The sequence below is a fragment of the Bacteroides mediterraneensis genome, from assembly GCF_900128455.1.
Classification (GTDB): Bacteria; Bacteroidota; Bacteroidia; order Bacteroidales; family Bacteroidaceae; genus Phocaeicola; species Phocaeicola mediterraneensis.
Genome location: NZ_LT635783.1, coordinates 1,316,332 through 1,331,613, shown reverse-complemented (window position 1 = coordinate 1,331,613; position 15,282 = coordinate 1,316,332). Strand labels below are relative to the sequence as shown.

The 15,282-nt window shown below is 48.9% G+C and carries 14 protein-coding genes; 7 read left to right on the top strand and 7 right to left on the bottom strand.

Annotated elements, in window-relative coordinates; genetic code table 11:
- The first annotated feature begins 197 nt into the window (after positions 1-197).
- From BQ7480_RS05290 to BQ7480_RS05260, 7 genes are all read left to right on the top strand, one after another.
- Positions 198-611: a PaaI family thioesterase gene (locus BQ7480_RS05290; protein WP_072543912.1), complete on the top strand. Its 414-nt coding sequence runs from the start codon at positions 198-200 to the stop codon at positions 609-611.
- A complete protein-coding gene (locus tag BQ7480_RS05285; RefSeq protein ID WP_072542015.1) occupies positions 608-1,750 on the top strand; it encodes an isochorismate synthase in 1,143 nt (380 codons plus the stop codon). Before BQ7480_RS05290 ends, BQ7480_RS05285 begins: the two co-directional genes overlap by 4 nt.
- Before the next feature lie 16 nt (positions 1,751-1,766).
- The gene (menD, locus tag BQ7480_RS05280; RefSeq protein ID WP_072542014.1) at positions 1,767-3,428 is read left to right on the top strand and encodes a 2-succinyl-5-enolpyruvyl-6-hydroxy-3-cyclohexene-1-carboxylic-acid synthase; all 1,662 of its coding nucleotides are present in this window, start codon (positions 1,767-1,769) and stop codon (positions 3,426-3,428) included.
- A gap of 8 nt (positions 3,429-3,436) precedes the next feature.
- Positions 3,437-4,261, top strand: a complete 825-nt coding sequence (menB, locus tag BQ7480_RS05275; protein ID WP_072542013.1) for a 1,4-dihydroxy-2-naphthoyl-CoA synthase — start codon at positions 3,437-3,439, stop codon at positions 4,259-4,261.
- Between the two features lie 91 nt (positions 4,262-4,352).
- Positions 4,353-5,411 carry an o-succinylbenzoate synthase gene (locus BQ7480_RS05270; RefSeq protein WP_072542012.1) on the top strand — a complete coding sequence of 353 codons (1,059 nt, stop codon included), beginning with the start codon at positions 4,353-4,355 and terminating at the stop codon, positions 5,409-5,411.
- 1 nt (position 5,412) lies between these two features.
- A complete protein-coding gene (locus BQ7480_RS05265) occupies positions 5,413-6,564 on the top strand; it encodes an AMP-binding protein (protein ID WP_072542011.1) in 1,152 nt (383 codons plus the stop codon).
- A gap of 82 nt (positions 6,565-6,646) precedes the next feature.
- The gene (locus tag BQ7480_RS05260) at positions 6,647-8,788 is read left to right on the top strand and encodes a cation:proton antiporter (RefSeq protein ID WP_072543911.1); all 2,142 of its coding nucleotides are present in this window, start codon (positions 6,647-6,649) and stop codon (positions 8,786-8,788) included.
- A gap of 23 nt (positions 8,789-8,811) precedes the next feature.
- Here BQ7480_RS05260 and BQ7480_RS05255 read toward each other — a convergent pair whose 3' ends face one another.
- The 7 genes from BQ7480_RS05255 to rsxC all read right to left on the bottom strand — a co-directional run bounded on the left by BQ7480_RS05255 (position 8,812) and on the right by rsxC (position 15,265).
- Positions 8,812-9,114, bottom strand: a complete 303-nt coding sequence (locus BQ7480_RS05255; protein ID WP_072543910.1) for a GNAT family N-acetyltransferase — start codon at positions 9,112-9,114, stop codon at positions 8,812-8,814.
- A 723-nt stretch (positions 9,115-9,837) separates the two neighbouring features.
- Positions 9,838-10,872, bottom strand: coding sequence for a UDP-glucose 4-epimerase GalE (gene galE, locus BQ7480_RS05250; RefSeq protein WP_072542010.1), 1,035 nt, complete (start codon positions 10,870-10,872; stop codon positions 9,838-9,840).
- 176 nt (positions 10,873-11,048) lie between these two features.
- On the bottom strand, positions 11,049-11,651 hold the full coding sequence (rsxA, locus tag BQ7480_RS05245) for an electron transport complex subunit RsxA (protein WP_072542009.1): 603 nt from the start codon (positions 11,649-11,651) through the stop codon (positions 11,049-11,051).
- 19 nt (positions 11,652-11,670) lie between these two features.
- On the bottom strand, positions 11,671-12,255 hold the full coding sequence (rsxE, locus tag BQ7480_RS05240; RefSeq protein WP_072542008.1) for an electron transport complex subunit RsxE: 585 nt from the start codon (positions 12,253-12,255) through the stop codon (positions 11,671-11,673).
- 14 nt (positions 12,256-12,269) lie between these two features.
- The gene (locus BQ7480_RS05235) at positions 12,270-12,929 is read right to left on the bottom strand and encodes an RnfABCDGE type electron transport complex subunit G (protein ID WP_072542007.1); all 660 of its coding nucleotides are present in this window, start codon (positions 12,927-12,929) and stop codon (positions 12,270-12,272) included.
- On the bottom strand, positions 12,926-13,915 hold the full coding sequence (locus tag BQ7480_RS05230; protein ID WP_072542006.1) for an RnfABCDGE type electron transport complex subunit D: 990 nt from the start codon (positions 13,913-13,915) through the stop codon (positions 12,926-12,928). Before BQ7480_RS05230 ends, BQ7480_RS05235 begins: the two co-directional genes overlap by 4 nt.
- A 12-nt stretch (positions 13,916-13,927) precedes the next feature.
- Positions 13,928-15,265 (bottom strand): electron transport complex subunit RsxC, encoded by a 1,338-nt coding sequence (gene rsxC / locus BQ7480_RS05225; protein WP_022354262.1) that lies wholly within the window; start codon positions 15,263-15,265, stop codon positions 13,928-13,930.
- Positions 15,266-15,282 lie beyond the last annotated feature (17 nt).

Genomic DNA, 15,282 nt, shown 5'->3' with positions numbered 1-15,282 from the left:
GACAAAAAAAGTTTATTTTTTTCATGGAAACCGCAGGTTTGTTTTATGAATAGACAAGGTAATCCGCCAATTACACAAAACTTGTTATTCTTTTCATTTAACAACTCTTCCATAAGATGTTTAATTATTCAATGAATTCTCATGTTTTGCAGGGAAATGTGTACATTTGCAACTATAACCACAAACTGAACGCATCCATGAATGATAAAACCTCTTACAAACTGCCTGATTTGAGTCACTCCATGGGAGCCCATCTAGGTATTCAGTTTCTCGAAATGGAAGAGGGATATGTCAAAGCCCAAATGCCAGTCGATGAAAAGACCTGCCAACCATTTGGCATACTCAATGGCGGAGCCTCGCTGGCTCTCGCGGAAATTGTAGCCGGACACGGCTCCATCCCGTTGTGTAGCCCTGGAGAAATGCCCTGTGGCATTCAAGTCAGTGCCAACCACCTCCGCATGGTTCCCAAGGGAGAATATGTGATTGCTACAGGACGACTGATTCACCGTGGCCGCACCTCTCACTTGTGGAATGTAGACATCACCAACTCTACGGGAAATTTGATTTCTACTGCACGCATCGTCAACCAAATAGTAAAGAAACGTTCATGAAAACTCCGGAAACCATCTATCACCACCTTATCGATTCATTTACGGGGCAAGAAGTGTGCTTTGCGCTATACCGGCTCCCGTGGACAGATGAACCGATCCTGGTTATGCAAGAAGAAGGAAAGCCCATCATTATAAATAGTCTGAAAGAAGTGAATCGGCGAAAAGGGTTTCTTTTATCTCCGTTCCAACTGACCGACACACGCCCCGCAATATTAATTCGTCCGGACATCGTGGCACACGACTGGGAAGAGATTAAACAAGCCTTGCAGGAATGGATGACTCGCCATCCAGCATCCATGCATCCGCTTCAATCTCTCCCTCAAGACAAGGCGGGTACAACGCCACAACCCTCTGAAAAAGAAGAAAAGGAACAATATACCGAAACATTCAGCCACTTTATCCTTCCGCTGAAAGAAAAGCTGTTCCGCAAACTGGTGCTTTCCAGAAGTACGGTCCAGCCACTGCACGAAGCGTTTTCTCCACTGGCTACGTTCATCCAAGCCTGCAACAGTTATCCGCGCATGATGATATCCTTGTGTCACACTCCTTCCACCGGTACGTGGATAGGCAGTACGCCCGAAATCATCCTCAGCGGACACGAGAAGGAATGGCACACTGTGGCCCTGGCAGGCACCATGCCCATGCAGGGAGAAATCATGCCTACGGAATGGAGCAAAAAGAACAGGGAAGAGCAGGCCTTTGTAGGAGAATATATCCGTAAGACCGTCAAGAAATTCGGCAGCAAGCTGATCGAAAAAGGGCCCTATACCGCCCGAGCCGGCCAGCTGGTACATTTAAAGACCGACTTTCACTTTACACTAAAGGACACAGACCATTTGGGCAATGTACTGCAAGAACTGCACCCAACTCCCGCCGTCTGCGGACTCCCAAAGGAAGAAGCCTATCAGTTCATTCTGCAAACAGAGCCGCACGACCGTCTTTTCTATTCCGGCATCATCGGATGGATAGATCCGCAAGGTGATACCACCCTCTATGTCAATCTGCGCTGCATGCACGTGGAAGGAAATACAGCCACCCTTTATGCGGGAGGAGGTATCTTGCCCGACTCCACCGCCGATTCCGAATGGGAAGAAACGCAGCAGAAAATGAATACCATGCGAAATATCCTGTCAATCTAAAACATATAAAAGAATCATGTATACCGACAAAAAAAATATCTTGCAGCTCGTAGCCCTGCTGAAAGCTCACCGCATACAGAAGATTGTGTTATGCCCCGGAAGCCGGAACATTCCCATCGTACAAACCTTGGTCAACATTCCGGAGTTTACTTGCTATCCGGTGACCGATGAACGTAGTGCCGGCTTTTTTGCCTTAGGACTGGCACTGAACGGAGGCCAACCTGCGGCAATCTGCTGCACATCGGGTACGGCCCTGCTGAATATTCACCCAGCCGTGGCCGAAGCCTTCTATCAGCAAGTTCCTCTTGTAGTGATTTCGGCCGACCGCCCTGCAGCATGGATTGGCCAGATGGACGGACAAACGCTTCCGCAGCCGGGGGTGTTTGGCAGCTTGGTCAAAAAATCGGTCAACTTGCCCGAAGTACAGACGGAAGAAGACGAATGGTATTGCAACCGACTTATCAACGAGGCTCTCATGGAACTTGACCACCATGGAAAAGGACCTGTACATATCAATGTTCCCATCAGTGAGCCCTTCTTTAAACTTCCGGTAACGGAACTTCCCGAAGCACGGGTCATTACCCGTTACCAAGGACTGAACGTGTACGACAAGGACTACCAGCCGCTCATCGAACGGCTGAACCGTTACCAACGACGCATGGTGGTGGTGGGACAGATGAACCTGATTTACCTGTTCGACAAGAAATCTAGCAAGATGCTCTACAAGCATTTTGCCTGGTTCACCGAAAACATCAGCAACCAGACCATTCCGGGACAACCCATCCGCAACATCGAGCCGCTGCTCTGCTCCATGGATTTTGAGGCGCAGCAAAAGATGCGTCCGGAACTGCTCATCACATACGGGGGACACATCATCTCCAAACGGCTCAAGAAATTCCTTCGTCGCCATCCGCCGGTAGAACACTGGCACGTAGCTCCCGACGGACAAATAGCCGACCTCTTCGGTTCTCTGACCACCGTCATCGAGATGGACCCGTTTGAGTTTTTGGAAAAGATTGCGCCGATGATGGACACCCGTACGCCGGAATACCCGCGTGCCTGGGAAGCCTTGTCCAAGCAGATTCCGCAAGCCGAATTTCCCTATTCCGAGATGAGTGCCATCGGAAAAGTCATCAGGCACCTGCCGACACCTTGCTCACTCCACCTGGCCAACAGCTCAACGGTACGCTATGCCCAACTGTTCCCGCTCCCTCAGGAAGTGGAAGTTTTGTCCAACCGGGGAACCAACGGCATCGAAGGTTCCTTGTCCACAGCCCTCGGTTACGCCACAGCCTCCGACAAGCTCAATTTCATCTTTATCGGCGACTTAAGTTTCTTCTATGACATGAATGCCCTCTGGAACACCAACTACGGAAGCAACGTACGCATTCTCCTGCTCAACAACGAAGGAGGCGAAATTTTCCATGCACTTCCGGGACTGGAGATGCAGGACAACAGCCGACGTTTCATCACGGCCACACACCGCACCTCGGCCAAAGCATGGGCCGAAGACCGTGGCTTCCACTACCTCTCCGCCCATAACGACGAGGAGCTGGACCAGGCTGTCGAGGCATTCACCCAGCCTTCCATCACTTCACAACCGATGCTGCTGGAAGTATTTACAGAAAAAGACAAGGACATTGAACACCTGAAAACATATTATCACAACTTAAAATAACAAGCATTATGTCACAACCCAGAGAATGGAAAACCATCAAAGAATACCAGGATATTCTGTTTGATTTCTATCATGGTATTGCCAAAATTACCATTAACCGTCCGCGATATAGAAATGCATTCACCCCGACCACTACTTCTGAAATCAGCGATGCCCTGCTCATCTGCCGTGAGTGTCAGGACATCAACGTGGTGGTACTGACAGGCGCCGGCGACAAAGCCTTCTGCTCCGGCGGCGACATGCACGTGAAAGGGCACGGGGGTTATGTAGGCACCGACGGCGTACCCCGTCTGAACGTGCTCGATGTACAGAAACAAATCCGCTCTATCCCGAAGCCGGTCATTGCCATGGTCAACGGATATGCCATCGGGGGCGGACATGTGCTCCACGTGGTCTGCGACCTGACCATCGCTTCCGATAATGCCATCTTCGGACAGACAGGGCCTCGTGTGGGCAGTTTTGATGCCGGATTCGGTTCTTCTTATCTGGCCCGGATTGTGGGACAGAAAAAAGCCCGCGAAATCTGGTTCCTCTGCCGCCAGTATTCTGCCCAAGAAGCACTGGAAATGGGACTGGTGAACAAGGTGGTGCCTTTCGACCAACTGGAAGATGAAGTAGTGGAATGGGCCGAAACCATGATGCAACACAGTCCACTGGCCCTGCGCATGATCAAGGCCGGACTCAATGCGGAATTGGACGGACAGGCTGGTATCCAAGAACTTGCCGGAGACGCCACCATGCTCTATTACATGACCGACGAAGCACAGGAAGGCGGAAAAGCATTCCTCGAAAAACGGAAACCCGACTGGAGCAAGTATCCTAAATTCCCCTGATTGATTCATCCCACAAATTTCTACCGGACAGAAAGCGAAACTTGCTTTTGCTTTCTGTCCGCTTATTGTTTCATCCCTCATAGAATTTATCATGTATTCATTGAAAATATTTCCGCGTACCCTCCATTTCAAACAACCTGCCGGTACATCTCGCGGAGTGTACCACACCCGGAAAGTCTGGTATCTGCTGCTCACCGACACGGAAACCGGACAGTGTGGTGTAGGTGAATGTGCCCCCCTTCCTGCCCTGAGCTGTGATGACTTGCCCGACTACCCTCGTCTGCTGGCTGAAATCTGTGAAAAGACCGCAGTCGATGGTCTCATCGACTACGAAGCACTCCACCCCTATCCGTCCATCCTTTTCGGACTGGAAACGGCCTTTGCCCACCTACAAGCCCATAGCCTGAGATTTTGGGATACGCCCTTCAGCCGAGGCACACAAGGTATTCCCATCAACGGACTCATCTGGATGGGCAATTTTGACGAGATGTACCGCCGCATTGAAGAAAAGATGAAAGCCGGATTCCGGTGTATCAAGGTAAAAATCGGGGCTATCGAATTTGAACGTGAACTGGAACTGCTGGCACACATCCGCCGTCATTTTTCCGCTTCCGACATCGAACTCCGTGTGGATGCCAACGGAGCCTTCCAACCGGAAGATGCCCTGTGGAAACTGACACAACTGAACGAATTCCAGCTACATTCCATCGAACAGCCCATACGGGCCGGACAATGGGAAGCAATGAAGACTTTATGCGCCGCCTCTCCCTTCCCTATCGCATTGGACGAGGAACTGATTGGCGTGAACGAAACCTGCCGGAAAAAAGAATTGCTAGATACCATCCGTCCGCAATACATCATCCTGAAACCGTCGCTCCACGGAGGCATCCGAGGGGCAGAAGAATGGATTTCACTGGCTCAGGAAAGGGGCATCGGCTACTGGGTGACTTCGGCGCTGGAATCGAACATCGGCCTGAACGCCATCGCCCAATGGTGTGCCACACTTCACCCGACCATGCCACAGGGACTCGGTACCGGCCTACTCTTTACCGACAACCTCGACTATCCGCTGCACATCGAGGGCGACTGCCTGTGGTTCCATCCCGAAGAAAAGGCCCCTGATTTTCTAACTTTCCTGAATCGTCCCTGACATGAACAATCCTACATTTATCACCGACATTGCCCGTCAGCACATCCGGATAGAAGGAGTGGACTATTCGGTTGCAGAGGCCCGTGCCCGACAGGAAGGCCAACCCAGTATCCTACAGGAAACCTTCTATGCCCAATACGGAGCGGACAGTTTCCAAGCTTACTTAGCCGATTTCCTAAGTGAATGGTTTGACGACAACGATACTGTACAGGTACACACTTCCGGTTCAACGGGGACACCCAAGCCACTACGGGTAGAAAAACAACGCATGATGCAAAGCGCCATGCTGACGGTCAGCTTTTTGGAATTGACGGCAAACGATACGGCCCTTCTCTGCATGCCATTAAAATATATCGCCGGAAAGATGGTAGTAGTCCGTGCGCTGGTGGCCGGACTGAACCTGCTTCCAGTCACTCCCAGCGGACATCCACTGGCACAGAGAAGTACTGCTCCCGTTTTCGCTGCCATGATTCCCATGCAGGTGTACAACACCTTGCAAGTGGCCGAAGAAAAAGAATGCCTTCGGCAAATCCGTCACCTCATCATCGGCGGAGGAGCCATCGATGCGTCTTTGGGAAAGCAACTGTTGTCATTTCCACACGCCGTATGGAGCACGTATGGCATGACGGAAACCCTGTCGCACATTGCCTTGCGACGCCTCAACGGTCCGGAAGCCTCCGACTGGTACACGCCCTTCCCATACGTCAAGCTATCTCTTTCACCGGAACATACCCTGACCATCCAGGCCCCAGCTGTCTGCCCGGACATCCTGACCACCAATGACATCTGTGAATTTAACACACAAGGACAGTTCCGTATTCTGGGACGAAAAGACAACACGCTCAATACGGGGGGCGTCAAGGTACAGATTGAAGAGGTGGAAAATGCGCTGAAATCCTTTCTGGCAACTCCCTTCCAAATAACTGCCGTCCCCGACCCTAAATTTGGGGAGCGCATCGTACTGCTGCTGGAAGACGAGCACGGCACTTGCCCGGAAACAGCCTTGAGAAAGGCGTTCAATTCCCTTCCTCCCTATTGGCGACCCAAGCAAATCTTCCGCATCCGGCAGTTGCCACAGACCGGAACTGGTAAGCCCGACCGGGCTACTGCCCGCAAGATGGCCGAAGAAATCGCAAGAAAAAAGGAGAAATAAGAAGCAAACCACTTGTTTATGAGCATTTGATTTTTTAACTTTGTTAAATATTCAAATGCTCATTTTTATTGGACAACAAACTATGGAAGAATACACCTTTCTTGCCCCTCTGCTGCTGACCATCGGAGGACTCATTATCGGGGCTATCCTGAAATCCTTGCTCAAGCACAGCCGACTTCCCTACACAGTCGGTCTGTTCGCCATCGGAATCCTTGTCGGCGTACTGAACCGCACTGGAGTGTTCCAATCGATGCCAGAACTGCACAGTGCCGTCAATTCTGTAGCCAACATCAATCCCGACCTGATTCTCTACCTGTTCCTGCCCATCCTGATTTTTGATGCGGCCTACGAACTCAACCTGCATATCTTCAAGAAGACCTTGGCCAACGCCACCCTGCTGGCTGCTCCGGGACTCGTCATCTGCATGCTGCTGACAGGGGCTTTCCTTATGGGTATCGCCACGTTTGTTCCCGGGCTCGAATCATGGACCTGGGCATTTGCCCTCATGTTCGGTGCCTTGATCAGTGCCACCGACCCGGTAGCCGTCGTGGCCCTGCTGCACGAGCTGAAAACCAGTAAACGTTTCTCCACCCTCGTAGATGCGGAATCCCTGCTGAACGACGGAACAGGTATCGTGTGCTTCATGCTCTTCTTCGGAGCCTACGTGTCGGGCGAAGCCAGCCATACCTCTCCTCTCGTCACATTCATTCAGGAAGTGGGCATCAGTACCCTGCTAGGATTCTTTCTGGCACGCATCGTCATCTGGTTCATCACCCGCATCAATTCGGAGGAAATGGTGCAGAACAGTGTCATCATCCTGGCAGCTTATCTCACGTTCATCCTCTCGCAATACTACCTCGGTGTGTCGGGCGTTATTGCCCTCGTAGCCTTCGGGCTGACCGTAACCTACGTAGGGAAACCACGGCTGAAGCCTCAGGTGAACACCTTCATGGAACATTTCTGGGAGCTGCTGACCTACATCGCCAATACGCTGATTTTTATTCTGGTGGGCATCGTCATTGCGGAAAAAGTGGACTTCTCCTGGAGTGCGCTCGGCATACTCCTACTCCTTTATGTCGCCCTCAACCTGATTCGCTTTGCCATGATTATGATGCTCTATCCGGTTATGAAACGGTTGGGATACGGACTTACCAAACGGGAATCGGTCATCCTCACCTGGGGCGGACTGCGCGGGGCACTGGCCATGACGCTGGCCCTGATGGTCTCCTATACCCCGGCTATTCCCGAAGATATCCGGAGTCAGGTATTGTTCTTCACAGCCGGCATTGTGACCCTGACCTTGTGCATCAATGCCACGACCATGCGGGCACTGTTGAACCGATTGGGACTGACACACATCCCCTCGGCTCGTACCATGCTGGAATACCGTATTGAGAAATCGGTTCGCGAAAATTCCGAGAAATACCTAGAAAGCCTGAAGAAGAGAGAAGCCTTGGAAGGTGCCAACTGGAACAAGGTGGAAAGCTACATGACCAACCGCCCGCAAGAACCGGCCAAGAATCCGCAGAACCAAGCCATGCTTCCGGAAATCCGTCTGCGCGTGCTGGACAAGGAAAAAGCTGTCTGCCGGCAGATTTATGAAGAAGGAGTTATCTCGAAAGTGGTCTTCCTGCGACTTATGAACTCACTGGATGAACTGTATGACCACGACGGGAAGTATCCGCTGAACATGCGGCATTCCATCTTCAAGTTCTGCCAACGAACCGATGTGCTGAACAATCTGCGGGGACTTCCTTACCTCCAGAACTGGATGACCTTCTATTTCCGTGAACGCATCACGGTGGTCTATGATCTGGGGCGGGGATTCATCATCTTGCAGAAAGAAAGCCTGAAATTGCTGAACGACCTGACGTCGTCCGAATGGATTACCAGTGAACAGCAACCCGTACTGGAAGTCCTACGCGCAGAGATTAACGACAACATCACCCGTATGGGAACCTTTATCGGCAACCTGGCGGAAAATTTCCCGAAGGCATACGGCCACGCACTGACTGTCAAATCCATCCGTATGCTGCTGAGCAATGAACGCCGTACCGTGCGGCAGATGGTCAACAGCGGTATGTTGTCTGAAAAAGACGCAGAAAGACTGCTGAACGACATTGACGACCGCACGGACGAAATCAACTCCTTCAGCCACACCTTCACCGCATCTTTCCTACGGTGGCTGTTTTTCATCAAGAAAAAGAAAATTTACCGCGTCTAAAAGCAATATGCCTGTGCCCTTCCTTACAGGGCACAGGTTCCTTTTCCGGCATAATCCTCTCCCACTTCTCCCTGATACTCAGGATGCCGTTGCAACCAAATGACGGCATACGAGCAAGTGGCCACCGCCTTCAATCCTTTACAATGGGCATAACCGTAAGCAGCTTTTACCAAGGCCGAGGCTATGCCCCTTCCTCCAATGGCTTCCGGCACAATGGTATGCCGTATGTCCAATCCTCCATCGTGAATCTGATACGCTACATAGGCCCGATGCCCTTCCAGTTCCACATAAAACTCCTGCCGGGATTCATCATGCTTGATTTCCATAGTTGTCTGATTTTTCATACTGGATACAAGATAGAGTTTTTCGGCCTGATGGCCAAACAATCTCAGCAAATTTTGTCAAACACCCTACCTCATATACCTCATCACGTTCGTGTCAATGGCTTATCACGTACGTGCCAAGTGCTCGTCACGAACGTGACGAGGTCTCCGCACGAACGAGTCGAGGGAAAATTTTCCTTTCAAACTACCGTGAGGAAAACAGATTATTTCCTTTATCAGACAATTGTTTTTTAGAAGAAGCTCCGGAAAAAGAAAGGGATACACCAGCCCGATGGAGAAAAGCGATCTTCGAAAGATGGTACCCACAATCCTGAGTGAATTTTCTTACTACCTGCATGCAGATATAATACTTCATGTCACTATCCGAAAAGACAAGCTTGGCGAGAATCCCCCAGGCTTTCATCAGTGGTTTATAATCTGGAAATCCCACTCTCCTGATTCGAATATCGGATGAAAGAATACAATGAAATCCCTAAATACAAAAAAACTGTTCCCCGACTCTCGTCGGAGAACAGCCACAACACAAACACAAAATAAAACACGACAAAACTACTATGCAAAAATACAACTCCCTGCTTGTTCCGAATGGAAGTCAGCTTTCACGATTAGCTATTCACATAGACAACCATTACAAGAGCTGTACATCACATATAACGTTGTAAAACGTATTTAGTTCAGTATTTTTCGATTTATTAAGATTCAATTTTACATAATTCCTTTCTCACGCAAGTGAACCTGCCACTTCCAGGCAGAGCGCAAGGTATCTTCAATAGAAGTTTCAGCTTTCCAGCCCAGCTCTGCGTTTGCATAAGCAGGATCAGCCCAAACCTTCACGATATCACCTGCGCGGCGCGGCGCAATCTGGTAGTTCAACTTCACGCCTGTAGCCTCTTCAAACTTGTGAATCAGTTCCAATACGGAGAGACCACGTCCTGTACCGATGTTGAATACTTCGACTTTGTCTTTCTGCTTGTCACCCAAAATACGGTCCATTGCGATAACGTGTGCTTTAGCCAAGTCTACCACGTAAATATAGTCACGGATACAAGAACCATCAGGTGTATCATAGTCATCACCGAACACGCTCAGTTTTTCACGGATACCCATGGCAGTCTGTGTCAGATACGGAATCAGGTTCTGCGGCACACCATTCGGAAGTTCACCAATCAAAGCAGTAGGATGCGCACCAATCGGGTTGAAGTAACGCAACATGATGGCATGAATCGGAGAACCGGAAGTCACAGTATCACGAATAATCTCTTCGTTAATCTGCTTCGTATTACCGTAAGGAGATTCAGCCTTCTTAATAGGAGCCTCTTCAGTTACCGGTAATTTATCCGGCTGACCGTAAACCGTACAAGAAGAAGAGAAGATAATTCCTTTTACGCCATGCTTTGGCATCAACTCCAGTAGGTTAATCAATGAAACCAAGTTGTTACGATAATATAGCAGCGGTTTCTGAACAGACTCACCTACAGCCTTGCTTGCAGCAAAATGAATAATACCTTCGATACCCGGGTATTTAGTAAACACAGCATCCAAGCCTGCCTGGTCCAAACAGTCTACTTTTTCAAAAGCAGGACGTATGCCTGTGATTTGTTCGATACTATCCACTACATCTGCACGTGAATTAGAAAGGTTGTCCACAATTACTACATCGTAACCGCTATTCTGCAATTCAACCACAGTATGAGAACCTATATATCCGGTTCCACCTGTCACGAGAATTCTTTTTTTCATAACACTAAGGTTTTCTTATATTTAACTCCTTTATTAAAGTCATTTATTATATCTCTACAAAAGTAGAAAAAAAGATTGAAATGTACACCAAGCTGCCATTAAAAAATTAAAAAAGTGTTATCCAAATACACCTTGGATAACACTTTTTATGAGGTTATTCTATTAAAATGACAAAATCAATTCAAACCAAATAACACAGCCAAGCCCTTATCTACTCCAGAGAAGCCCATAAAGGCCATTGCCAGCAAACCTGCCGTAACCAATGCAATAGACATACCACGCATTCCTTTAGGAATATTGACCAGGCTCAGCTGTTCACGGATACCGGCAAACACAATCAATGCCAGCGCAAAGCCCAGTGCAGTAGAGAATGCATAAACCACACCTGTCAGCAAATCATAGTTTTTCTGAATCACCAAGATGGTCACACCCAGAATACAGCAGTTAGTAGTAATCAAAGGCAGAAATACACCCAAAGCCTGATACAAAGAAGGTGAAACTTTTTTCAAAATAATTTCCACCATCTGCACCAATGCGGCAATAACAAGGATAAATGCAATGGTCTGTAGATATCCCAGGCCGAATGCATCCAGCACAAACTTCTGAATGACGTATGTCACGATTGTGGCCAGCGTCAACACGAAAGCTACCGCTGCTCCCATACCCATGGCGGTTTCAACTTTCTTGGAAACTCCCAAGAACGGACAGATACCCAAGAATTGTGACAACACGATGTTGTTCACAAAGATTGCGGTAATAAATATCAATATATATTCCATATTTTTCTATTTTTAAGGGTTATGCTTTTTTCAAGCGGTTTACAATCGCAATAAGATATCCCAATACAATGAACGCACCGGGAGCCAGTACGAATATCAGCATGCCATAATCTTCCGGCATAATTGCGATATTAAATAGCTTACCTGTACCCAAAAACTCACGTACACCGCCCAGCAAGGTCAAGGCAATGGTAAATCCAAGTCCCATACCCAATCCATCAAAGAAGGAAGAAACCGGATTGTTCTTGGCCGCGAAAGCTTCCGCGCGTCCCAGCAAGATACAGTTTACCACAATCAACGGAATGAACAATCCCAGCGTAGCATATAATGCCGGCACGTATGCCTGCATCACCATCTGCAACAAGGTTACAAACGACGCAATGACTACCACGAAAATAGGAATACGTACCATGTCCGGCACCAAGTTCTTAATCAGAGAAATCACCACGTTGGAACAAATCAATACGAACATTGTAGCCAGTCCCATACCCATACCGTTGATGGCAGAAGAAGTTGTACCCAAAGTCGGACACATACCCAAAAGGAGTACAAACGTAGGATTTTCTTTAACAATCCCATTCATTAACACTTTAAAGTTATTCATAGCCTGTCCTCCTATTATTTAACGGGTTCTACATTCGTCGTATCTGCTTTTTCATATTCCTCAGCACCTTTTTTCTGCTGAGAAGCGCCGCTAGCCCCATCTACATGCTGATTCATATAAGCTGCATAGGCATTGTTCACAGCCAGCAGAAAAGCACGTGAAGTAATAGTAGAAGCCGTAATGGCATCCACATCTCCCCCATCTTTGCTGACGGTCAAAGGGGCCTTTCCTGGATTCTTTCCGGTAATGTCGCCTTTGGCGCCTTTCTTAAACCAGTCGGCAGCCTTTGAACCCAGCCCCGGCGTTTCAGAATGACTCAAAAGGGAATAATCAATGATGTTTCCTTCGTTATCGAATCCGACTAATACGGTCAACGTACCGCCAAATCCATTGGAAGCCGATTCTACTGCCGCCCCGATAGGTTGTCCATCCTTGGTCGCCTTATAGATTTTATACGTAGCCCCATTGACTTCTACTGTTTCAGGAGCTTCTGCCGGATTGTTGTCAAAACCAGGAACCACTACAGCAATGGCATCGCTCAACGTCTTGGCGTTAGCCTGTGCAATCGGTTCTGCGGTCACATCGTTCACCCAGCCCAGCAAACCTCCGGCCACTACGGAAAATCCGGTCAGTGCCAGAGCCATATTCTTTAAAGATGATTCTAGTTTTTTCATTTCTTCACTACCTCCCCGAAGCGTTTTGGTTTACAATATGTATTAATCAACGGAGTAAATGCGTTCATGATGAAAATGGCGAACGACATACCTTCCGGATAGGCACCGAAAGTACGGATTACTACGGTCAGGAAACCGATGGCTACCCCATAGATTAGCATGCCCTTGTGGGTCATCGGCGAAGTGACATAGTCGGTTGCCATGAAAATAGCTCCCAGCATCAGACCTCCGGTAAACAGATGGGCAAACGGAGAAGCATATACCGTAGGATTTGCCAAATGCATCAGTCCAGAAAACACAAACACAGTGACCAGAATGGAAACAGGAATATGCCAAGAAATAATCTTCTTCCACAACATATAGATAAGTCCCAGCAACAAGGCCAACGCACTCACCTCACCGATACATCCCGGATTGTTACCCAGGAACAAAGACATCGTATCAGGAAGCTGACTCAAGGCATTGGCATCGCCATGTACGGCCATCTTCATCAATGCCAGCGGAGTAGCTGCCGTTTCCGCATCCGTATAGCTGGTGAGCTGTCCCACTACCGGCCAGGAAGTCATCTGTACAGGGAAAGAAATCAACAGGAAAATACGTCCCACCAAAGCCGGGTTGAACGGATTGCATCCCAAACCACCAAATGTCATCTTTCCCACACCGATAGCTACCAGCGCACCGATGATGATAATCCACAACGGCAGATTGGAAGGCAAGTTGAATGCCAGCAACACTCCAGTCAACGCTGCCGAACCATCGGTAATAGTGGTACGTTCACGCTTCAAGATATATTTGGTGATAGCCCATTCAAAGAACAAGCAGGCTATGACAGAAGTCAGTGTCACCACCACTGCTCCTAAGCCGAACATGTAGAAAGATACAAGCAAAGCCGGTATCAGCGCAATCAGCACGCCATACATGTTTTTCTGTACACTGTCGCCACTATGTACATGCGGCGATAAGGATACTATTAATTTGTTTGCCATAAGATTCTCCAATTATTTTTTTGCATTACGTGCACGGATGATACCGCCCACCTTACCTTTACCTAAACGGATGTAATCCAACATCGGACGATGAGAAGGACACGTAAACTGGCATGAACCGCATTCGATGCACGACATAATCATTTCGTGCTCCACGCGTTCCCAGTCGCCGTGAGCCGAGCAAGTGGCCAGCAAGAAGGGTTCCAAGCCCATCGGACAGGCACTCACACATTTTGCGCAACGGATACACGGCTGCGGCTCTGCACGGCGTGCCTCCTTGTCGTTCATAATCAGTACACCTGAACTACCTTTACAGATAGGTACCTCGGTATTCACCAACGCCTTACCCATCATCGGACCACCGCCGATTACTTTTCCGGTATCTTCCGGCAGGCCACCGGCGGCATCTATCAGCTGGCTCATCGGAGTTCCCATACGAGTCAGAAAGTTAGACGGGTTCTTCAATGACTTACCCGTAACGGTCACTACCCGTTCAAACAAAGGTTTGTTCTTCTGAACGGCTTCATATACCGCATACGCCGTACCTACGTTCTGCACCACAGCCCCTACATTGATAGGGATGGCAGGAGGAGCCGGTACCTGACGCCCGATTATCGCATCAATCAGCTGCTTTTCACCTCCTTGCGGATATTTTACTTTCAATGGAACAACTTCAATGCCCGGATAAGCTGCCGCTTTCTGAGTCATCAGCTGAATAGCATCCGGCTTGTTGTTTTCGATACCGATATAAGCTTTATTTACTTTGGCTGCTTTCATCAGAATTTGTACGCCCACCAGAATCTCGTCGGCCTTCTCCAACATCAGGCGATGGTCGGCAGTCAGATAGGGCTCACACTCCACGGCGTTGATGATAACACATTCAGCCTTGCATCCGGGAGGAGGTGTCAGTTTCACATGCGTCGGGAAGCAGGCACCACCCATGCCCACGATACCGGCATTTTTAATTTTTGCTACAATTTCTTCCGGAGTCAGATTGCATTCCTTGACCAACTCCGTGCTGCGGTCAATCGACTCTTCCCACTCATCACCTTCCACATCGATGAATATGGCAGGTTTACGATAACCACTCGCATCAATCACACTGTCTATCTTGTTTACTTTACCGGAAACGGAAGAGAAGATAGCAGCCGATACAAAGCCACCTGCTTCAGCTATCTTGGTACCGACCTTCACCACATCGCCTTTTTTCACGATGGCAGTAGCAGGCGCACCAATATGCTGAGACAACGGGAACACGGCTTGCTTAGGGAGCGCAAGCGTTTCTATGGCCTTCCCGGCTGACAATTTATTTTCTGCTGGATGAACTCCACCAATTCTAAACGTCTTCACTGTTATGTTATTTAGTA

Bases quoted from the DNA above. Each gene is read 5' to 3' on its own strand.
- BQ7480_RS05290 (WP_072543912.1), top strand. From the start codon at position 198: ATGAATGATAAAACCTCTTACAAACTGCCTGATTTGAGTCACTCCATG.
- BQ7480_RS05285 (WP_072542015.1), top strand. From the start codon at position 608: ATGAAAACTCCGGAAACCATCTATCACCACCTTATCGATTCATTTACG.
- menD (WP_072542014.1), top strand. From the start codon at position 1,767: ATGTATACCGACAAAAAAAATATCTTGCAGCTCGTAGCCCTGCTGAAA.
- menB (WP_072542013.1), top strand. From the start codon at position 3,437: ATGTCACAACCCAGAGAATGGAAAACCATCAAAGAATACCAGGATATT.
- BQ7480_RS05270 (WP_072542012.1), top strand. From the start codon at position 4,353: ATGTATTCATTGAAAATATTTCCGCGTACCCTCCATTTCAAACAACCT.
- BQ7480_RS05265 (WP_072542011.1), top strand. From the start codon at position 5,413: ATGAACAATCCTACATTTATCACCGACATTGCCCGTCAGCACATCCGG.
- BQ7480_RS05260 (WP_072543911.1), top strand. From the start codon at position 6,647: ATGGAAGAATACACCTTTCTTGCCCCTCTGCTGCTGACCATCGGAGGA.
- BQ7480_RS05255 (WP_072543910.1), bottom strand. From the start codon at position 9,114: ATGGAAATCAAGCATGATGAATCCCGGCAGGAGTTTTATGTGGAACTG.
- galE (WP_072542010.1), bottom strand. From the start codon at position 10,872: ATGAAAAAAAGAATTCTCGTGACAGGTGGAACCGGATATATAGGTTCT.
- rsxA (WP_072542009.1), bottom strand. From the start codon at position 11,651: ATGGAATATATATTGATATTTATTACCGCAATCTTTGTGAACAACATC.
- rsxE (WP_072542008.1), bottom strand. From the start codon at position 12,255: ATGAATAACTTTAAAGTGTTAATGAATGGGATTGTTAAAGAAAATCCT.
- BQ7480_RS05235 (WP_072542007.1), bottom strand. From the start codon at position 12,929: ATGAAAAAACTAGAATCATCTTTAAAGAATATGGCTCTGGCACTGACC.
- BQ7480_RS05230 (WP_072542006.1), bottom strand. From the start codon at position 13,915: ATGGCAAACAAATTAATAGTATCCTTATCGCCGCATGTACATAGTGGC.